The organism is Novosphingobium endophyticum, from assembly GCF_014640675.1.
Classification (GTDB): Bacteria; Pseudomonadota; Alphaproteobacteria; order Sphingomonadales; family Sphingomonadaceae; genus Novosphingobium; species Novosphingobium endophyticum.
Map to the genome: position 1 here is coordinate 108,350 of NZ_BMHK01000005.1, position 18,199 is coordinate 126,548.

22 protein-coding genes and 2 tRNA genes are annotated in these 18,199 nt (G+C 64.6%); 22 read left to right on the plus strand and 2 right to left on the minus strand.

The window, feature by feature from the left end; genetic code table 11:
* Window positions 1-146: 146 nt before the first annotated feature.
* The 11 genes from IEX32_RS05390 to IEX32_RS05440 all read left to right on the plus strand — a co-directional run bounded on the left by IEX32_RS05390 (window position 147) and on the right by IEX32_RS05440 (window position 6,195).
* The gene (locus tag IEX32_RS05390) at window positions 147-464 is read left to right on the plus strand and encodes a TIGR02300 family protein (protein WP_188769254.1); all 318 of its coding nucleotides are present in this window, start codon (window positions 147-149) and stop codon (window positions 462-464) included.
* Window positions 465-717: 253 nt separating this feature from the next.
* Window positions 718-793: transfer RNA gene (locus IEX32_RS05395), tRNA-Ala, on the plus strand.
* A 196-nt stretch (window positions 794-989) separates the two neighbouring features.
* Entirely contained in the window at window positions 990-2,435 is a 1,446-nt protein-coding gene (gene ffh, locus IEX32_RS05400) for a signal recognition particle protein (RefSeq protein WP_188769256.1), read from the plus strand.
* A 23-nt stretch (window positions 2,436-2,458) separates the two neighbouring features.
* Window positions 2,459-2,920: a 30S ribosomal protein S16 gene (gene rpsP, locus IEX32_RS05405; RefSeq protein ID WP_188769264.1), complete on the plus strand. Its 462-nt coding sequence runs from the start codon at window positions 2,459-2,461 to the stop codon at window positions 2,918-2,920.
* Window positions 2,921-2,923: 3 nt separating this feature from the next.
* A complete protein-coding gene (rimM, locus tag IEX32_RS05410) occupies window positions 2,924-3,427 on the plus strand; it encodes a ribosome maturation factor RimM (RefSeq protein WP_188769266.1) in 504 nt (167 codons plus the stop codon).
* Window positions 3,428-3,458: 31 nt separating this feature from the next.
* A complete protein-coding gene (locus tag IEX32_RS05415; protein ID WP_188769268.1) occupies window positions 3,459-3,734 on the plus strand; it encodes a hypothetical protein in 276 nt (91 codons plus the stop codon).
* The gene (locus IEX32_RS05420) at window positions 3,727-4,110 is read left to right on the plus strand and encodes a type II toxin-antitoxin system VapC family toxin (RefSeq protein WP_188769270.1); all 384 of its coding nucleotides are present in this window, start codon (window positions 3,727-3,729) and stop codon (window positions 4,108-4,110) included. Before IEX32_RS05415 ends, IEX32_RS05420 begins: the two co-directional genes overlap by 8 nt.
* A gap of 79 nt (window positions 4,111-4,189) precedes the next feature.
* Window positions 4,190-4,402 (plus strand): hypothetical protein, encoded by a 213-nt coding sequence (locus tag IEX32_RS05425; RefSeq protein WP_188769271.1) that lies wholly within the window; start codon window positions 4,190-4,192, stop codon window positions 4,400-4,402.
* Entirely contained in the window at window positions 4,399-5,145 is a 747-nt protein-coding gene (gene trmD / locus IEX32_RS05430) for a tRNA (guanosine(37)-N1)-methyltransferase TrmD (protein WP_188769273.1), read from the plus strand. Before IEX32_RS05425 ends, trmD begins: the two co-directional genes overlap by 4 nt.
* Window positions 5,142-5,516 (plus strand): 50S ribosomal protein L19, encoded by a 375-nt coding sequence (gene rplS, locus IEX32_RS05435; RefSeq protein ID WP_188769275.1) that lies wholly within the window; start codon window positions 5,142-5,144, stop codon window positions 5,514-5,516. Before trmD ends, rplS begins: the two co-directional genes overlap by 4 nt.
* Window positions 5,517-5,922: 406 nt before the next feature.
* Window positions 5,923-6,195, plus strand: coding sequence for an HU family DNA-binding protein (locus tag IEX32_RS05440; RefSeq protein WP_008829169.1), 273 nt, complete (start codon window positions 5,923-5,925; stop codon window positions 6,193-6,195).
* Between the two features lie 362 nt (window positions 6,196-6,557).
* Here the strand turns inward: IEX32_RS05440 and IEX32_RS05445 are convergent, their stop codons facing one another.
* A complete protein-coding gene (locus IEX32_RS05445) occupies window positions 6,558-7,397 on the minus strand; it encodes a hypothetical protein (RefSeq protein WP_188769277.1) in 840 nt (279 codons plus the stop codon).
* A gap of 27 nt (window positions 7,398-7,424) precedes the next feature.
* Window positions 7,425-8,234, minus strand: coding sequence for a TrmH family RNA methyltransferase (locus IEX32_RS05450; protein ID WP_188769278.1), 810 nt, complete (start codon window positions 8,232-8,234; stop codon window positions 7,425-7,427).
* Window positions 8,235-8,390: 156 nt separating this feature from the next.
* Between IEX32_RS05450 and IEX32_RS05455 the strand changes: the two genes are divergently transcribed.
* The 11 genes from IEX32_RS05455 to rseP all read left to right on the plus strand — a co-directional run bounded on the left by IEX32_RS05455 (window position 8,391) and on the right by rseP (window position 18,083).
* Window positions 8,391-8,476, plus strand: a tRNA-Tyr gene (locus tag IEX32_RS05455).
* Between the two features lie 94 nt (window positions 8,477-8,570).
* Window positions 8,571-9,320, plus strand: coding sequence for a phosphatidylserine decarboxylase (locus tag IEX32_RS05460; RefSeq protein ID WP_188769280.1), 750 nt, complete (start codon window positions 8,571-8,573; stop codon window positions 9,318-9,320).
* Complete coding sequence (locus IEX32_RS05465; protein WP_188769282.1) at window positions 9,317-10,189, plus strand: CDP-alcohol phosphatidyltransferase family protein; 873 nt, start codon at window positions 9,317-9,319, stop codon at window positions 10,187-10,189. The genes IEX32_RS05460 and IEX32_RS05465 overlap by 4 nt, the downstream gene beginning before the upstream one ends.
* A gap of 542 nt (window positions 10,190-10,731) precedes the next feature.
* The gene (rpsB, locus tag IEX32_RS05470; RefSeq protein ID WP_188769284.1) at window positions 10,732-11,484 is read left to right on the plus strand and encodes a 30S ribosomal protein S2; all 753 of its coding nucleotides are present in this window, start codon (window positions 10,732-10,734) and stop codon (window positions 11,482-11,484) included.
* 117 nt (window positions 11,485-11,601) lie between these two features.
* Complete coding sequence (gene tsf / locus IEX32_RS05475; protein WP_188769285.1) at window positions 11,602-12,525, plus strand: translation elongation factor Ts; 924 nt, start codon at window positions 11,602-11,604, stop codon at window positions 12,523-12,525.
* A gap of 209 nt (window positions 12,526-12,734) precedes the next feature.
* Entirely contained in the window at window positions 12,735-13,457 is a 723-nt protein-coding gene (pyrH, locus tag IEX32_RS05480) for a UMP kinase (RefSeq protein WP_188769286.1), read from the plus strand.
* A 5-nt stretch (window positions 13,458-13,462) separates the two neighbouring features.
* A complete protein-coding gene (gene frr, locus IEX32_RS05485) occupies window positions 13,463-14,020 on the plus strand; it encodes a ribosome recycling factor (protein ID WP_188769287.1) in 558 nt (185 codons plus the stop codon).
* Between the two features lie 37 nt (window positions 14,021-14,057).
* Entirely contained in the window at window positions 14,058-14,747 is a 690-nt protein-coding gene (gene uppS / locus IEX32_RS05490) for a polyprenyl diphosphate synthase (RefSeq protein ID WP_188769288.1), read from the plus strand.
* A gap of 33 nt (window positions 14,748-14,780) precedes the next feature.
* Entirely contained in the window at window positions 14,781-15,545 is a 765-nt protein-coding gene (locus IEX32_RS05495) for a phosphatidate cytidylyltransferase (protein ID WP_188769289.1), read from the plus strand.
* Window positions 15,545-16,699, plus strand: a complete 1,155-nt coding sequence (gene dxr, locus IEX32_RS05500) for a 1-deoxy-D-xylulose-5-phosphate reductoisomerase (RefSeq protein ID WP_188769290.1) — start codon at window positions 15,545-15,547, stop codon at window positions 16,697-16,699. Before IEX32_RS05495 ends, dxr begins: the two co-directional genes overlap by 1 nt.
* A 1-nt stretch (window position 16,700) precedes the next feature.
* Complete coding sequence (gene rseP, locus IEX32_RS05505) at window positions 16,701-18,083, plus strand: RIP metalloprotease RseP (protein WP_188769291.1); 1,383 nt, start codon at window positions 16,701-16,703, stop codon at window positions 18,081-18,083.
* The last annotated feature ends 116 nt before the right edge of the window (window positions 18,084-18,199 follow it).

Here is an 18,199-nt window from a genome sequence, read left to right on the forward strand (position 1 = left end):
TCGCGCGGCTTTTGACAGCGCCGGCCGCCTATGGCAAGGCGCGCGCCCTGATGTGGTCGGCACGCTTGATTTTACGCGTGAGCCTTTCCATCAAGACACGGAATTTACGCCTGCCCGCTTTCGGGCGGGAAAGATGAGGACGTTTCATGGCAAAGCCTGAGTGGGGTGCCAAGCACGGCTGCCCGAAATGCGGCACGCGCTTTTATGATCTGGGCAAGGACTCCCCGGTCACCTGTATCGAATGCGGCTACGCGTGGCACCCGGAGCCGGTGCTCAAGTCGAAGCAGCCGATCCCGTTCGAGGAAGTGCAGAAGAAGGAGCGTGTTGAGCAGGAGGACACCGACCTGGCCGATGACGATCTGGACATCGACGAGGACAGCGATTCGCCCGACAACGATGTCGACCTCGGTGGTGACGACGACCTCGGCATCGGCGGCAAGGACGACGACGATCGCGACGAGTAGGTTTCTGCCGCGGGCTTGTTGACCTCTCTACCGGTCATTCCCGCGAAAGCAGGAACCCGGTTTCCGGCGTGGCGGCTTGCATCTCGCCGTCGCGGGAATGGCGCAGAGGCGGACAAAAAATCGCGGCGTCTTCGAAAATTCTCTCTTGCCAACCGGGAAGCCCCTCACTAGAGCGCGGCTTCCCGAGCGGAAGCCAAAGGTTGCCGCAAGGGAACGGGCCGAACCTCCCAGGATCGACCTGCTGAAATGGAACGGGGCCGTAGCTCAGCTGGGAGAGCGCTACAATGGCATTGTAGAGGTCAGGGGTTCGATCCCCCTCGGCTCCACCATCCATTTCGAACATGATGTTCGCGTGATAGCGATACGCTGGCCGGCGAGGTTTCGCCCGCCGGCGTTTTTCGCGTAATTCACGTTACGCCGGTCAGCGAGATTTCGCCCACCGGCGTTTTCGGCGTTCTGGCGGGCCGGTGGTTCGTCAAAAGGGAGTTTGGCCAATGTTCGCCACAAGCGACGACAGGAGCGATCATGTTTGACTCTCTTTCCGATCGTCTCGGCGGCGTGTTCGACAAGCTGCGCGGCCGCGGAGCGCTCAAGGAGCAGGACGTCCGCGACGCCATGCGCGAAGTGCGTATCGCGTTGCTCGAGGCCGATGTCGCGCTCCCCGTGGTGCGCCGCTTTGTCGACCAGGTGACCGAGAAGGCGGTGGGCCAGTCGGTCCTCCGGTCGGTCACGCCGGGCCAGCAGGTCGTCAAGATCGTCAACGACGCGCTGGTCGAGATGCTGGGCGGCGATACGACGCCCGAACTCGATCTCAATGCCGCTCCGCCGGTCGTGATCATGATGGTCGGCCTGCAGGGTTCGGGCAAGACGACCAGCACCGCCAAGATCGCCAAGCTGCTCAAGGAAAAGCACGGCAAGAAGGCGATGATGGCCTCGCTGGACGTCAACCGTCCGGCGGCGCAGGAACAGCTCAAGGTACTCGGCGAGCAGGTCGACGTCGCCACCCTGCCGATCATACCCGGCCAGCAGCCGACCGAGATCGCGACGCGCGCGCTTCAGGCCGCGAAGCTGCAGGCGATCGACGTGCTGCTGCTCGACACCGCCGGCCGTCTCCATGTCGATCAGCAGCTCATGGACGAGATGAAGGCGGTCGCTGCCATCTCGAACCCGCGCGAGACGCTGCTCGTCGTCGACTCGCTGACCGGTCAGGACGCGGTCAATGTCGCGCAGAGTTTCTCCGGCGAGGTGGATCTTACCGGCGTGGTGCTGACCCGCATGGACGGCGATGCGCGCGGCGGCGCGGCGCTTTCGATGCGCGCGGTCACCGGCAAGCCGATCAAGTTCGCCGGCATCGGTGAAAAGGCCGACGCCATCGAGGTTTTCCATCCCGGCCGCGTCGCGGGCCGGATTCTCGGCATGGGGGACATCGTCTCCATGGTCGAGAAGGCCGCCGAGACGGTCAAGGTCGAGGACGCCGAAGCGCTGGCCAAGCGCATGGAGCAGGGCAAGTTCGACATGAACGACCTGCGCATGCAGCTTCGCCAGATGCAGAACATGGGCGGTCTGGGCATGCTGGCCGGCATGATGCCCGGCATGAAGAAGGCGAAGGCCGCGATGGCCGCCTCGAACATGGACGACAAGGTGCTGGTGCGCATGGATGCGATCATCGGTTCCATGACGCCCAAGGAGCGCGCCAACCCCGCGCTGCTCAACGCCAAGCGCAAGATCCGCGTCGCCAACGGTTCGGGCACGCAGGTCCAGGACATCAACAAGCTGATCAAGATGCATCAGGAGATGTCCAAGGCGATGAAGCAGATCAAGAAGATGGGTGGGCTCAAGGGCCTCGCCGCGATGTTCGGCAAGGGCGGGCTCGACGCCGCGATGCCGGGACTTGGCGGTCCGGGGGCGGGCGGCCTGCCCGGCATGGGCGGCGGCGGCCAGCCCGATCTCAGCAAGTTTCTCAAGAAGTAAGAATTTCACAGAAAGGTAGAAAAATGTCCGTTGCAATCCGTCTTTCGCGCGGTGGTGCCAAGAAGCGCCCCTACTACAAGATCGTCGTTTCCAACAGCCGCTCGCCGCGCGACGGCAAGTACCTCGAGCAGGTCGGTACCTATAATCCGATCCTTGCCAAGGACGATGAGAACCGCGTCAAGCTGGTCGAGGACCGCGTGCGTTACTGGCTCGGCGTAGGCGCCCAGCCGACCGACCGCGTTGCCCGCATGCTCGACAAGGCCGGCATCAAGGAGCGCGCCGCGACCAGCAACCCGAACAAGGGCGAGCCGGGCCAGAAGGCCAAGGACCGCGCCGAGGAGAAGGCCGAGAAGCTGCGCGAGGCAGAAGAGGCCGCCAAGGTTGCCGCTGAAGCGCCCGCCGTTGAAGAAGCTCCGGCTGTCGAGGAGGCTCCCGCCGAGGAAGCTCCCGCTGCGGAGGCTACCGAGGAACAGACCGAGGGCTGAGCCTTGGCCAACGACCGACCCGTCACGCTGGCCGCCGTCTCAGGCGCTCACGGCGTGACGGGCGAAGTTCGCCTCAAGCTGTTCGGAGAAGGCGTGGACGCGCTCAAGCGCTACCGCGCCTTCAACGATTCCACCCTGACTCTCAAAAAGCTGCGCGACGACGGCAAGGGCGGCGCCATCGCCCGCTTCGAGGAAGTGGCCAACCGCACCGCTGCCGAGAAACTGCGCGGCACGGCGCTGACGGTGCCGCGTTCAGCCATGCCCGAATTGGGTGAGGGTGAATATTACCACGCCGACCTGCTCGGCCTGCGTGCCGTTTCGGATGCAGGCGAGGCGCTCGGCTCAGTGGTTGCCGTGGAGAACTTCGGCGCAGGCGATGTGCTGGAGATCGAGCGGTCCGTTGAGGAGGGCGGTAAACGCCATCGCTTCATGGTGCCGATGACCCGGATCGCCGTGCCCGAATGGGATGACGAGAAGCTGGTGATTGCGGCGGCCTTCGTGGAGTAGTATATACATCGCGTATATACAGGAGTCCGCCATGGGCAAGGAATACACCGCCAAGAGCTTCAGGTCGGGCAATTCGGTTGCGATCCGCATGCCGGCGGCGCTTGGCGTGGAGCCCGACCGGGAATGGATCGTCGCACGCGATGATAACGGCGATCTGGTCGTCAAGGCATGCGACCCGCAAGCAAGGCGGATAGACCTGACCGGGATCTACGGCTCGAAGCCGGGGTTGAAGCCGCTCTCTTCCGAGGATCGGTCGCTTTCCGGGCGAAATCTCGATTGGTCCGGGGAGAGGCTCCCGCGTGATTGAGCCGCTTTACCTGCTGGATTCCAACATCTGCGTCTATCTGCTCGAAGGCCTGTCGGACACCGCGCGCGGGCGCGTCGAGGCGTGCCACCCCGGCGAGGTGGTGACTTCAGCGATCTGCCTGGCGGAAGTGATGCGCGGCGTCGATCGCACAGATGGCGAGGCCTTTGCCAAAGCGGAGCGCCTGTTCAAAGTCATACCCCCGCTCGATTTCGGCGCGGCGGCAGCCTTGTGCCATGCCGGACTGCCCTTTCGTCGCCATAGCTTCGATCGCCTGATCGCTGCCCATGCGTTGTCCGCCGGTCTGACGCTGGTGACGAACAATGGGGCGGATTTCGCGGATGTGCCGGGGCTGAAGGTCGAGAACTGGACGGTGTGATTTGAACTGGGCCATCTTCATTTTTGCTGGAATGTTACCTTTTCCAGTTCTCTGTGCGTCGATTGCTTGGATTTGCGCAATGCGACTTCGCTACCCGGTTCGTCATCTCATCGCGTTCGCCGGTGGCGTTCTTGTATCGCCGTCTAGCTGGCTTGCAGGCGCAATTTACCTTGAAGAGAGTGGAGGCGGTGATACCGACCCCTTGGTGTTTCTGCTCATTGTTCTTGGCGTGAGTTGCCTGGCCTCGGCCGCCGCCGTCGTGATGTTGGATAAAGTGGCCGAACGAGCATGACCTTCACCGCCACCGTTCTCACTCTCTACCCGGAGATGTTCCCCGGTCCGCTCGGCCTGTCGCTGGCGGGCAGGGCGCTTGCCGAGGGGAAGTGGTCGATCGAGCCCGTCCACATCCGCGATTTCGCCACCGACAAGCACCGCACCGTCGATGACACGCCCGCTGGCGGTGGCGCGGGGATGGTGCTCAAGGCCGACATCCTCGCCGCCGCGATCGACTATGCCCGCGTGCTCAACCCCCGGGCACCCGTCATCGCCATGACCCCGCGCGGCAAGCCGATCACCCAGGCCCGCGTGCGCGAACTGGCGGCGGGGCCGGGGGTCACCATCCTGTGCGGCCGCTTCGAGGGTTTCGACGAGCGCATCTTCGAGGGGCGCGATGTCGAGGAAGTCTCGGTCGGCGACATCGTGCTCTCCGGCGGAGAGCCGGCGGCGCTGATGCTGTTAGACGCTTGCATTCGCCTGCTTCCCGGCGTAATGGGCGCGGCTTCCAGCGGGGCCGAGGAATCGTTCGAGGACGGCCTTCTTGAATACCCGCACTATACCCGGCCCACCGAGTGGGAAGGGCGCACGATCCCTGAAGTGCTGCGATCGGGGGATCATGCGAAGATCGCCGCCTGGCGGAAACAACGGGCGGAGGAAGATACACGGTTACGCAGGCCGGACCTTTGGGAGCGTCACAGGGGCGCTCGGGGCCAGTCTGCCTCTGGCGCGCGGCATGAAGACGAGGATTTGGGTTCATGAACCTGATTCAGCAGATCGAGGCCGAGGAAATTGCCAAGGCCGGCAAGGAAATTCCCGCGTTCCGTCCGGGCGACACTGTTCGTGTCGGCGTGAAGGTTGTCGAAGGTACACGCAGCCGCGTCCAGAACTTCGAAGGCGTGTGCATCGCGCGTTCGAACCGTGGCATCAATTCGAACTTCACCGTGCGCAAGATCAGCTTCGGTGAAGGCGTGGAGCGTGTTTTCCCGCTCTATTCGCCCAATATCGATTCGATCACCGTGGTCCGCCGCGGCATCGTGCGCCGCGCCAAGCTGTACTACCTGCGCGGCCGTACCGGCAAGCGCGCCCGCATCGCCGAGCGCCGCGAGGTTCGCAACGAAGCCGGCGCGTAAGTTTCGGTCGACCGCCTGCCATCTTTGGCAGGCAGCTCAAGAGGCGGTTCGCTCCGGACCGCCTTTTTTGCGCTCTTCTGTCATCGGCAGCGATGCGCGGCTGAGGTTACAGAAATTTCATCTTTCGAATCAGTGCGCCCGGCGATGGCAGGCCGTTCAGCCTTCCAGTTGCACTGCGGCGTTCATCAATGTGAAGCGAGTCGCGGCATCGGTGGATGTCGATGCTGCGCTGCACAAACACGATTCCTCATCAGAATGGCGGAAAAACGCGACAAATTGGAGCTTTCAGGCCAGTTTTGGCTTTGACAGCGCCGGAAAAAGCCGCTCAATTCCGGGGCCATTCGAAGAGGCGATTCATTCCTTCCCATCAACTCCGGTTCCACTGAAAGCCTAGGGGGTACCCATAATGAATAAGAACGATCTCATCAGCGCAGTTGCCGATAGCAGCGGCCTCACCCGCAGCGATGCGACCAAGGCCGTCGAAAGCGTGTTCGACGCCGTCACCGGCGCGCTGAAGAAGGGTGACGAAGTCCGTCTGGTCGGTTTCGGCACTTTCTCCGTCGCGAAGCGCAAGGCTTCGACCGGCCGCAACCCGCGCACTGGCGAGCCGATGGAAATCAAGGCTTCGGCCCAGCCGAAGTTCAAGGCAGGCAAGGGCCTGAAGGACGCCGTCAACTGATCTGACAGGCTGCCTGTTCGCCTCGCAGGCATAACAGAAAGACGCCGCGCTGGCCTTTGGGCCGGCGCGGCGTTTTTCAATCGGCCGTTCGGGCGCTCATACCAAGCTGCAGTGATCCCGACCTATGAGGACGGCCTACTGGCGGTTCTCGGCGAGGAACGCCCGAAGGGGCGATGTGGTTCATAGTTCCGAGGGCGTGACGATGTCCGAGGGCCGCCAGTAGGCCGCCCGCAGGGTTGCCAGTCCCGTCCGCTGGACTTCGTCGCAGCGTCACGACGATGAACCACATCGCCGTTTCCGCTGCTCCTTGCCAGCAAACGGGACTGGCAATCCTCATAGGCCGGGATCGCTGCAGCTTGGTATCAGGGCCGCAGCTTGAGCAGCGCGGTCGGGGCGGCGGGCGTGCGCGGATTGACTTGCCAGACCAGCGCCTGGCGGCCGCCGGCGACGGGCGCGGGTCCTTCGTCGGTGTTGTTGGCGAGGATCGGCGCATCCGTGTGCACGGTGAACGTACCTTGGGCTAGGTTCGCGCCTTCTCCGTCGGCACCGGCGTTACTTGCCATCCCGCCCATCATCCCGGCCATGGCGCCCGGGTTGCTTGCCGGCCCGAATCCGGGAGCGTCGATCCGCACGGTACCGTCCTGACGCAGCGAGAGCTGCACGAAGGCATTGGTCATCGGCATGCCTTCGAAAGTCGGGAAAGTGAAATCGTGGTCGAGCCGGCCCGTGATCGCGAAGTCGACGTCGAACTTTCCGCCCCCGAGGTACTCGACCTTCTGCCAGCCGGTCTGGCGACGCAGTTTCTCGGCGATTTCACGGCCGGACTCCGGGTCGCTCGGGTCGATGCCGCCAAGCAGCATCTGCGCGGCCTGGGCATCGCTTTGCTTGCGCTCCTCTCGCGAGGCTTCCCATTCCTGCTTCTGCCGGGCAATCTCGTCGGCCGTGCACTCGCGCTCGTCGAAGGTGTCCTCATCGCGGCAGGCCTCCGGCTCGAACGTGTTCTTCCGCGCCGCTTCCATCAGCGGGATCATCAGGATTTCGCCGGTGTAGCGGAAAGCGAAAGTGCGGTCCTGATTAACGTCAAGCTGCGAAGCGAACTTGCCAGGCGCGAAGATGCAGGCGGCCAGCAGCAGCGTGAGTGCCGCGGCCGCCATCACGGGCAGCGACCTGCGGCCCCAACGTAGATCGGTGAAATATCGCATGTCTGATCCCCCTCGTTACCGGACCTGTTATCGCGTTTCCGCCGCATAAAGCGCAATGGCCGCGGCATTGCTGACGTTCAGGCTCTCCATGGCGTCGCTGATCGGCAGCCTGGCTGTGGCGTCGCAATGCTGGGTGATGTTGCGGCGCATGCCATCGCCTTCCGCCCCGAGCACGAGAGCGACGGGGCCGGCCGGCAGCGCTTCCGCCAGTGTCGTTTCGGCCTCTCCGTCAAGCCCGATCCGCCAGTAGCCGGCTTCGGCGATCTCCTCCAGCGCGCGCGCCAGGTTCACCACGCGGACCCAGGGCAGGATCTCCAGCGCGCCCGAGGCCGACTTTGCGAGCGTTCCCGATTCGGGCGGCGCGTGCCGGTCCTGCGTGACGATCGCGCAGGCGTTGAATGCCGCGGCCGAGCGCATGATGGCGCCCACGTTGTGCGGATCGGTGACCTGATCGAGGACAACGACCGGGCGTGCGGGGTCGCCATCCAGCACATCGGCAAGGAACAGATCGTCGAGCGGTTCGCATTCCAGCACCAGCCCCTGATGCGGCGCATCGCGCGCGACGAGGCGGGCAAGGTCGGCTGCCTGCGCCCATTCCACCGGAAAATCGCTGGGCAACTCCCCATCAAGCGCTTCGACCGCCTCGCGCGTCGCCCAGAGCTTCCGGTGGCGCCTGTCCGGGTTCCTGAGCGCGGCTTCGACCGCGTGGTGCCCCCAGAGACGCACTGTGCCAGCACTCGCGCGGCCGCTGCCCCGGCCGTTCTTCATGCGACCCGCCCGTCCGCGCAGGGCCCGGGCAGGCTTGTCGTCCCCCCTGTTTTCGCCGCGCTTGCTCATCGAATGTCCTTTCCGTCAAAAACTGTTGCCGCTCCTGCCAGTCACCCCATTGACAGGCAAGGCTCGCTTCGGCAAAGGCGCTGCTCCTCGGCAATGAGGCTCCGCTCAGGAGCTTTACTTCGCGGGCTTTCCCCGCGAGCCAGAGCAAACTGGTGTGGACAGGTGGCCGAGTGGTTAAAGGCAGCAGACTGTAAATCTGCCCGCGCAAGCGTACGTTGGTTCGAATCCAGCCCTGTCCACCACCAGCTTTTTCCCTTCAACGATCCCGATGACCGTGCGAGCCACTCGTGCCAACCCGGCATTGCGGTATCTGTGGACCAGGCCTAAATGAGAGCGATGCCCGGAGAAATTCTCGATAACCAGGGTCGCGGCGACGCTTCGTGGCAATGGCCTTCCATTCATTCCGAGGGACGCAAGTTCGGCGGGATCGCCGGCGCGGTTGCCTTGGTCGCCTGGTTCCTGCTCGGCCCGTGGATCGGCTGGCCGCTCGCCGTGCTTGCGCTGTGCGTCCTTGCGTTCTTCCGCGATCCCGTCCGCGTCACGCCCCAGGATGATCGCTGCATCGTCGCACCCGCGGACGGTCTGATCACGCTGATCCAGAAGGTTCCGCCGCCGCGTGAGCTGACCGTCGATGATGGTAGCGGTTCGAAACCGATGGACGAAGAGCCGGTCACGCGCATTTCGATCTTCATGAGTGTGTTTGACGTCCACATCAACCGCGCGCCGATCGGCGGCACCGTGCGGCGCGTGATCTACATTCCGGGAAAATTCGTGAATGCCGACCTCGACAAGGCGAGCGAGGAGAATGAACGGCAACACGTGCTGATCGAGCGGGGCGACGGCCTGCGGATCTGCTTTACGCAGATTGCCGGCCTGGTCGCGCGGCGGATCGTTCCCTTCATCAAGCCCGGCGACATTATCGCCGCTGGTCAGCGTATCGGCCTGATCCGCTTCGGCAGCCGGGTCGACGTGTACCTTCCGGCGGGCACCGAGCCGAAGGTACTGCTCGGGCAAAAGACAATCGCCGGCGAGACCGTGCTCGCGGAAGTTTCGGAAAGCCGGGTGATCGAAGGCATCGCCCAGTGATCGACGAGACCGACGCGCTTACAGCCGAGGAGGGGCTTTCGCAGCGCCGCCGGCTGGCGCGTGGTCTTTCGATGCGAGCCATCGTGCCCAACGCGATTACGGTGGCGGCGCTTTGCGTGGGGCTTACCGGCATTCGCTTTGCCATTGCCGGGGAATTCGAGAAGTCGGTACAGGCCGTGATCGTCGCCGGTCTGCTTGACGGGATCGATGGCCGCGCGGCGCGCCTGCTCAAGGCGCAGACGCGCTTCGGCGCCGAGATGGATAGCCTTGCCGATTCGATCTCGTTCGGCGTTGCCCCGGCGCTGATCGTCTATCTCTGGACTCTGCACCAGTTGCCCAGCTTGGGCTGGATCGCCGCGCTTGCCTTCGCGATGTGTTGCGTGCTGCGCCTTGCGCGGTTCAACTCCCGGCTCGACATGCTCGATCAGCCGCACAAGCAGGCGGGTTTCCTCACCGGCGTTCCGGCGCCGGTCGGAGCGGGCCTCGCCTTCCTGCCGATGTACTTGTGGATCGCGACCGGCATTCCCGAATTCGCCAACGAAGTGGCGGTAAGCATCTGGATGACCCTCATCGCTTTCCTGATGATCTCCAGCCTGCCGACGCTGAGCTGGTCGCGCCTGCAGCCGCCGCGCAGCATCCGTATAGGGGTGCTTGCACTGGTGGGTCTGGCCGTCGCGGCATTGCTGACCGAGCCCTGGTACACGCTGGCCGCCATCACGCTCGTCTATCTGGCGCTGATCCCGATCGGCATTGTCTCTTACGCCAGCGTCAGGCGGCGAGATCCAGCGGCTGACGAACCGCGCCCGGCCAGTCCAGCCCCGGACGCTGCTTCCGAAGGCGGGCAGGGCGCGCCTTCCGATCCGTCCTGAGCGCGAGCGCCGGCAGAGGCACCCGCTCGATTATTCTCCACGTCAGCACTGTCGTTTCCGGGCAGGCATCCAGCCTTGCCCGCAGGGCGAACGCTGCGCGGCCATGACGCACCCAGCTCACAGCGATGACCCAGGCCGATGCCAGCGCGCCAAAAGCGAAGAACAATGCGGCGAATGCAGTCATGACCGTTCCTTTCGATCTTCCGCCCATCCGGTGCATCGCGCCGTGGACAGCTTGTGGAAAACACGAATCTGTTCTACCAATGTTCCAGAGATGTTTAGTTCTCTTTTTGTTCCGTTCCTGTCAAGAGCAAAATGACGCCTTGCGGAATAGGGGTGATGCTCGGCGGCGCGTTTCCCGCAAATTTGCGCTGGATTTCGCCGCGAAACGGGGCTAAGGGCCACCCCGTCTGAGCGAACGGTGCCGATCCCCGGCGCCCGGCAGAGGGCAAATCCACATGGAAGGCGAACATACCGGTGCCGCAGCGGATTTTTCCGCACGGTTCCTGCCTTCCAGAGGTTCAACCGGAAAGGAAATGATTATGGCGGCTCCCGTCGTCACCATGCAGCAGCTTATCGAGGCCGGCGCGCACTTCGGCCACCAGACCCACCGCTGGAACCCGCGGATGAAGCCGTATATCTTCGGCGCCCGCAACGGTATCCACATCATCGACCTGTCGCAGACCGTGCCGCTGATGGCGCGCGCGCTCGACTTCGTGTCGGCCACCGTGCAGGCCGGCGGCAAGGTCCTTTTCGTCGGCACCAAGCGCCAGGCGCAGGAGCCGATCGCCCAGGCCGCGCGCGCCTGCGGCCAGCACTTCGTCAACCACCGCTGGCTGGGCGGCATGCTCACCAACTGGAAGACGATCTCCGGCTCGATCAAGCGCTTCAAGGCGCTTGAAGAGCAGCTTTCGGGCGATACAGCGGGCCTCACCAAGAAGGAAGTGCTCCAGCTCACCCGCGAGCGTGACAAGCTCGAGCTTTCGCTCGGCGGCATCCGCGATATGGGCGGCATTCCCGACGTGATGTTCGTGATCGACGCCAACAAGGAAGACCTGGCGATCAAGGAAGCCAACGTGCTCGGCATTCCGGTCGTCGCGGTGCTCGATACCAACGTCTCGCCCGATGGCATCGCGTTCCCGATTCCCGGCAACGATGACGCCAGCCGCGCCGTGCGGCTTTACTGCGAAGCGGTGGCCCAGGCCGCGACCAAGGGTGGCCGCGAAGCCGTGGTCGACAGCGGCGTGGACATCGGCGAACTGGACCAGCCGGTCGAGGAAACCGCCGAGGCCTGATCGGTCCCGGCGACGGCATTTTCGTCATGGAATTGTCGCGCGCCGGGTCCAGTGGGCTCGGCGCGCAACCGTATCGAGGGCCGCGGCACGGCCCTAACAACCAAGAGGATTTGAGCGATGGCTTACACCGCCGCTGACGTGAAGAACCTGCGCGAGCGCACCGGCGCCGGCATGATGGACTGCAAGAAGGCTCTCGACGAATCGAACGGCGACATCGAAGCCGCTGTCGACGCGCTGCGCGCCAAGGGGCTCGCCGCCGCCGCCAAGAAGTCGAGCCGTACTGCCGCCGAAGGTCTCGTCGGCGTTGCCGTCTCGGGCACGAAGGGCGTTGCCGTCGAGGTCAACTCCGAAACGGACTTCGTTGCCAAGAACGACCAGTTCCAGGACTTCGTGCGCAAGACCACCGAAGTGGCGCTGGGCGTGGCGGGCGATGACGTCGAGGCGCTCAAGGCCGCGACCTATCCGGGCGGCGGCACCGTTGCCGATGCCTTGACCAACAACGTCGCGACCATCGGCGAGAACCAGCAGGTTCGCCGCATGAAGACCGTCGAAGTCTCGCAGGGTCTCGTGGTGCCCTACATGCACAACGCAGCCGCGCCGAGCCTCGGCAAGATCGGTGTGCTCGTGGCGCTCGAATCGGAAGCCCCGGCGGATGTTCTCGAGGCGCTGGGCAAGCAGATCGCGATGCACATCGCCGCCGCTTTCCCGCTGGCGCTGACCGCCGACGATCTCGACCCCGAACTGATCGAGCGCGAGCGCAAGATCGCGGCGGAGAAGGCCGCGGAGAGCGGCAAGCCCGAGAACGTCCAGGCCAAGATGGTCGAGGGCGCGATCGCCAAGTACGCCAAGGAAAACGCGCTGCTTTCCCAGCTCTTCGTCATCGACAACAAGACGCCGATCCAGCAGGTCGTCGACGCGGCCGGCAAGGAAGCGGGCAGCAAGATCGTCCTCAAGGACTTCGTGCGCTTCCAGCTCGGCGAAGGCATCGAGAAGGAAGTGTCCGACTTCGCGGCGGAAGTGGCCGCGGCGGTTGCCGGCTGATTCCAGCTACCCGCCCTTCGGGGCAGGAACAGAGCGGGCCGGGGAGCGATGGCTTCCCGGCCTGCTTCTTTTTTTACCCCGACACTCGTCATTTCCGCGATAGCGACAACCTCGCGCATCGCGTGTCTCCATCGACACCTCTCCCCTTGGCAATCCGTGCGGCTCCTCCTAAAGCCGCAGCGAACATCCCCCCAGGAGACCGCGCGGTAATGTCATCCTCTCCCTACAAACGCGTCCTGCTCAAGCTGTCGGGCGAAGTGCTGATGGGGAGCCAGCAGTTCGGCATCGATCCAGAGTTCGTCGCCGAACTCGCAAAGGAAGTGAAGGCGGCCAAGGAAACGGGGCTCGAGATCTGCCTCGTGATCGGCGGGGGCAATATCTTTCGCGGCATGTCCGGCGCGGCCAGGGGCATGGACCGCGCCCAGGCCGACTACATGGGCATGCTGGCAACGGTGATGAACGCGCTCGCCATGCAGAACGCGCTCGAACAGATCGGCGTCGAGACGCGCGTGCAATCGGCGGTGCAGATGGATCAGGTCTGCGAACCGGTGATCCGCCGCCGTGCGGAGCGGCACCTCGAGAAAGGCCGCGTGGTGATCTTCGCGGCCGGCGTTGGCGCGCCTTACTTCACCACGGATTCGGGGGCTGCCCTGCGCGCCGCCGAAATGAAGTGCGACGCGCTGTTCAAGGGGACCAGCGTCGACGGCGTCTACGACAGCGATCCGAAAACCAATCCCGACGCCAGGCGTTATGATGCCGTCGATTATGACACCGTCCTCGCCGACAACCTGAAAGTGATGGACGCTTCCGCCGTGGCGCTGTGCCGCGACAATTCCATTCCGATCGTCGTGTTCTCGATCCGCGAGAAGGGCAATCTCGCCCGCGTTCTCGCCGGCGAGGGCACGCAGACGATCGTCCAGAAAGGAGCCTGAAAGCCATGGCCAAGTACGACAAGGCCGATCTCGAGCGTCGCATGCACGGCGCGATCGAATCGTTCAAACACGACCTTTCGGGGCTGCGCACCGGGCGCGCCAACACCGCGCTGCTGGAGCCGATCACCGTCGAGGTCTATGGCAGCAACATGCCGATCACCCAGGTGGCGACAATCTCCGCTCCCGAACCGCGCCTGCTGTCGGTGCAGGTCTGGGACAAGTCGAACATCGGGCCAGTGGAAAAGGCGATCCGCTCGGCCGGCCTGGGCCTCAACCCGATCAATGACGGCAATACCCTGCGCCTGCCGATCCCGGACCTGACCGAGGAACGCCGCAAGGAACTCGCCAAGCTTGCCGGCCAGTACGCCGAGAAGGCGCGCGTCGCCGTCCGCAACGTACGTCGTGACGGTATGGAAGCGCTCAAGACCGACGAGAACAAGAAGAAAATCTCCGAGGACGAGAGGAAGCGCTCCGAGACCGAGGTTCAGAAGCTGACCGACGAGCAGATCAAGGCCATAGACGACGAGCTGGCGCGCAAGGAAAAGGAAATCCTGGGCAGGTGACGACGTTCGCTGCCGTTTCCCCCAAGAGGAGGGGGCTTTGAGCCAAAACGAGCCGGCAAAGGCGCGCCATGTCGCCATCATCATGGACGGCAACGGGCGCTGGGCGAAACAGCGCCACCTGCCGCGCGCGGTGGGGCATCAGCGCGGTGTCGAAGCTGTGCGCAGGGTCGTGCGCGGCGCGCGCGAGCTGGGGCTCGAGGCGCTGACGCTCTACGCCTTTTCGACGGAGAACTGGAGGCGGCCTGAGGAAGAGGTTTCCGACCTCATGGGGCTGATGAAGCGCTTCATCCTGTCCGACCTCGACGAGTTCGCGCAGGCCGGCGTGCGGCTGAAGATCATTGGCGATTACAAGGCGTTCACGCCCGATGTCGTCGAACTGGTCGAGAAGGCCATTCAACGCACGTCGGGCAACAGCGGGACAACGCTGGCGGTCGCGCTGAATTATGGCTCGCAGGACGAGATCGCGCGTGCGGCCGCCAGGGCGGCGGAAAAGGGAACGATCACGCCTGAAACCATTTCCGCCGAGCTTGACACGGCCGACCTGCCGCCGCTCGACCTGCTGATCCGCACCTCCGGCGAAGTGCGGCTGTCGAACTTCCTGCTGTGGCAGGCCGCCTACGCGGAACTGCTGTTCACCGACGTGCTGTGGCCGGATTTCACCGCCGAGCACCTTGGGCAGGCGCTGGAAGCCTTCAGGACCCGTGAGCGTCGCTATGGCGGGCGGTGACATGCAGGCCCTCGCCCTGCCGGGGCGCATCTGATGGGCGCCTCGAAATCCGACCTTCGCGTGCGCACGATTTCAGCCGCGGTGATGGTCGCCGTGGCCGGCCTGGCGCTCTGGACGGGCGGTGCGGTCTGGATTGCCTTCGTCTGTGCCGCGGCCGTCGCGGTGCTGTGGGAATGGGTCCGCCTGTCTCGCGCGGGAACACAGAACCCGGCGGAGCGGGGCTTCTGGAATTTCGCGGGGATGTTCTATGTCGGCACGTGCGCCGCCATACTGCTGTTCCTGCGTAATTCGTCCTTGTTCACGCTTGCGCCGCTGCTGACGGTTGTCTGCGGCGTAATCGCTGTCGACGTCTTCGCCTATTTTGCCGGACGGACATTCGGCGGCCCGAAGATCGCGCCGTCGATCAGTCCGTCGAAGACCTGGTCAGGCCTTGTCGGGGGTATCGCCGGCGCGACGCTCGTGCTTTTCGGTGCTGCGCTGCTATGGCGCTCCGGAGCGATTTCGGTCACGCCGGCGGGGAGCGTGGCCGATGCCGAGGCTTGCTTCGGCATGCAGCCATGCTGGTATCTGGTGGCTGGCGCGGCACCGCTTTTCGCGACTTGCCTGTTGACCGGGACCCTCTTCGCGATCTGCGCGCAAGGCGGTGATTTCTTCGAAAGCTGGTTGAAGCGGCGCGCGGGTGTCAAGGACTCGGGCAATCTCATTCCGGGGCACGGGGGCGTGTTCGATCGTGTCGATGGCTTGCTGGCGGTGCTATTCGTGCTAGGCCTGATGCTCCTGTTTCAACCGGGTCCCTGATGACACGCAGCATAACCGTTCTTGGTGCGACCGGCTCGATCGGCGCCTCGACGCTGGACCTGATCCGGCGCGATCGGGATGCCTGGCGCGTCATCGCCCTGACGGCGAACGGCAATGTGCCGGAACTTGCCCGGCTGGCCCGCGAGTTCGCGGTCGAGCTGGCGGTCGTGGCCGACGAGGGGAAGCTGCCGGCACTTCGCGAAGCACTGGCCGGAACGGCCATCGAAACGGCCGGTGGCTGCGCCGCGCTGGAGGAAGCCGCCGCGCGCGGCGCCGACATCACGGTGGCCGCGATCGTCGGCTGTGCGGGTCTTGCGCCCACCATGGCCGCGATCGAGCGGGGCGGGATCGTCGCGCTGGCCAACAAGGAAGCGCTGGTTTCGGCCGGTGACGTCATGACCGCCGCGGTCGCGCACCACGGCGCGACGCTGTTGCCTATCGATTCAGAGCACAATGCGATCTTCCAGTGCCTGCAGGGCAACGACCCGCGCCATGTGCGCTGGATCACGCTCACCGCCAGCGGTGGACCTTTCCTCGACTGGTCATGGGAGCGGCTCTGCGCGGCGACCCCCGCCGAGGCGGTGCGTCACCCCAACTGGGACATGGGCGCCAAGATCAGCGTCGATTCCGCGACCATGTTCAACAAGGGCCTCGAACTGATCGAGGCGCATTACCTGTTTCCGGTGGGCCTCGATCACCTGCGGATCATCGTCCATCCGCAATCGATCGTCCATTCCATGGTTGAGTACCGCGACGGGTCGACCCTGGCCCAGCTTGGCCCGTCGGACATGCGCGTGCCGATTGCCTCCGCGCTCGCCTGGCCGGCGCGGATGGATACGCCATGCGCCCCGCTCGATCTCGCCGGGATCGGCGAACTGACTTTCCGCAAGCCGGATGAGGATCGGTTTCCGGCCACGCGCCTCGCCCGAGAGGCGGCGCGGGCGGGCGGAGCGGCCCCCGCCGTGCTCAACGCCGCCAACGAAGTCGCGGTAGCCGCGTTTCTCGCCGGTCAGATTTCGTTCACCCGAATTGCTGCACAGGTCGAGGATGTTCTCACTGGTTTCGCGCCTCCGCCTCCCGCATCACTTTCGGACGTGCTGGCCGTGGACGGGGAAGCCCGGGCACGGGCGCGTTTGCTGATGGAGACTGTCTGACTTGACCGGATCACCCAACCTGCTGACGACGATCTTCGCGTTTCTGCTCGTGCTCGGGCCGCTGGTCGTGATCCATGAGCTGGGCCACTATCTCGTGGGACGCCTGTTCGGGGTGAAGGCCAACGTCTTTTCCGTCGGTTTCGGCAAGGAGCTGGCGGGCTGGACCGACCGGCGCGGAACGCGCTGGAAGCTCTCGGCGCTGCCGCTGGGGGGCTACGTCCAGTTTGCCGGGGACATGAACGCGGCAAGCGCGCCGAGCGCGGAGGACGACGGACTGACCCCGGCGGAACGCGCGCAGACCTTCCACGTCAAGCCGCTCTGGCAGCGCGCGCTGATCGTCCTTGCGGGGCCGGTCACGAACCTGCTCTTTGCGGTCGCGATCATTGCGGGGTTCAACTACGCCCACGGCAGACTGGTCAGTCCGGCGGACGTCGCGACTTTCACCGAAAATTCGCCGGCCGAAGCCGCCGGCGTGCAGATCGGCGATCGCATTGTCACTGTCGACGGCAACAAGGTCGACAGCTTTGCCGACCTTCGCGAATACATCGTCCCCTATCCCGGCCAGACCGTGGCGCTGGGTATCCGCCGTGACGGGCGCGAACTTTCCCTGCCGGTCGCGCTGGCCGATGAAAAGGTCAGTGACGAATTTGGCAACGAATCGCGGATGGGCGATCTGGGCGTCGACTTCGTGCTTCCGATCGTCGGGGACTTCACCGAGGATTCCGCCGGAAAGGCCGCGGGTCTGCAGCTTGGCGACCGGATCGTCGCCATCGACGGCAAGCAGGTTCACGGCTTTTCCGAACTTCCCGAACTCGTGTTCTCAAGGCCCGGCGAGACCGTCTCGGTCACGGTGAACCGCGATGGGCGGGACATTGTCCTGCCGGTGACGCTCGGCAGCCGGGAAGTGACCGATGGGCAGGGCAAGACGGCGCGGGTCGGCCTGATCGGTATTCGTCCGGCCATCGATGTCCAGCCGGTCGGCCCCGCCGAGGCTGTCAGGTTGGGCTTTGAGGATTCCTTCGGCATCATGCGCATGATGGCGACCGGAATCGGGCAGATCTTTTCCGGCGAACGGTCGGTGAAGGAGCTGGGCGGGCCGATCAAGATCGCCAAGTATTCGGGCGAACAGTTCAGCCTGGGCTGGGCGGATTTCATCGGCTTTGTGGCCCTCATCTCGATTAACTTGGCATTCATCAACCTCCTGCCAATCCCTGGCCTCGACGGCGGGCACCTGGCTTTCTACGCGGCTGAAACGGTCCGTCGCAAGCCGCTGAGCCTGCGCAGTCAGGAGTGGGCGATCCGGATGGGCGTGGCGCTGGTGCTGGCCCTGATGGTCTTCGTCACGGTCAACGACGTGGCTTCGCTACCGATTTTCGGGGGATAGCCTGGAGGAATTCACCTGCGATCACAATCTCGCCGGGTTTGACTGCTTGATCGGACGCCGTCCATCGGGCAGATGGCTGCGGTTGTCTGCCGCGAGGCGTCGGGTTGGCATTTTGG

Excerpts from the sequence above, each read along its gene's own strand:
- IEX32_RS05450 (WP_188769278.1), bottom strand. The coding sequence starts at position 8,234 with ATGAGCAAGCGCGGCGAAAACAGGGGGGACGACAAGCCTGCCCGGGCC.
- tsf (WP_188769285.1), top strand. The coding sequence starts at position 11,602 with ATGGCTTACACCGCCGCTGACGTGAAGAACCTGCGCGAGCGCACCGGC.
- IEX32_RS05440 (WP_008829169.1), top strand. The coding sequence starts at position 5,923 with ATGAATAAGAACGATCTCATCAGCGCAGTTGCCGATAGCAGCGGCCTC.
- IEX32_RS05445 (WP_188769277.1), bottom strand. The coding sequence starts at position 7,397 with ATGCGATATTTCACCGATCTACGTTGGGGCCGCAGGTCGCTGCCCGTG.
- rpsB (WP_188769284.1), top strand. The coding sequence starts at position 10,732 with ATGGCGGCTCCCGTCGTCACCATGCAGCAGCTTATCGAGGCCGGCGCG.
- IEX32_RS05495 (WP_188769289.1), top strand. The coding sequence starts at position 14,781 with ATGGGCGCCTCGAAATCCGACCTTCGCGTGCGCACGATTTCAGCCGCG.
- IEX32_RS05415 (WP_188769268.1), top strand. The coding sequence starts at position 3,459 with ATGGGCAAGGAATACACCGCCAAGAGCTTCAGGTCGGGCAATTCGGTT.
- rpsP (WP_188769264.1), top strand. The coding sequence starts at position 2,459 with ATGTCCGTTGCAATCCGTCTTTCGCGCGGTGGTGCCAAGAAGCGCCCC.
- IEX32_RS05390 (WP_188769254.1), top strand. The coding sequence starts at position 147 with ATGGCAAAGCCTGAGTGGGGTGCCAAGCACGGCTGCCCGAAATGCGGC.
- rplS (WP_188769275.1), top strand. The coding sequence starts at position 5,142 with ATGAACCTGATTCAGCAGATCGAGGCCGAGGAAATTGCCAAGGCCGGC.
- dxr (WP_188769290.1), top strand. The coding sequence starts at position 15,545 with ATGACACGCAGCATAACCGTTCTTGGTGCGACCGGCTCGATCGGCGCC.
- frr (WP_188769287.1), top strand. The coding sequence starts at position 13,463 with ATGGCCAAGTACGACAAGGCCGATCTCGAGCGTCGCATGCACGGCGCG.
- IEX32_RS05425 (WP_188769271.1), top strand. The coding sequence starts at position 4,190 with ATGCGACTTCGCTACCCGGTTCGTCATCTCATCGCGTTCGCCGGTGGC.
- IEX32_RS05460 (WP_188769280.1), top strand. The coding sequence starts at position 8,571 with ATGCCCGGAGAAATTCTCGATAACCAGGGTCGCGGCGACGCTTCGTGG.
- trmD (WP_188769273.1), top strand. The coding sequence starts at position 4,399 with ATGACCTTCACCGCCACCGTTCTCACTCTCTACCCGGAGATGTTCCCC.
- ffh (WP_188769256.1), top strand. The coding sequence starts at position 990 with ATGTTTGACTCTCTTTCCGATCGTCTCGGCGGCGTGTTCGACAAGCTG.
- pyrH (WP_188769286.1), top strand. The coding sequence starts at position 12,735 with ATGTCATCCTCTCCCTACAAACGCGTCCTGCTCAAGCTGTCGGGCGAA.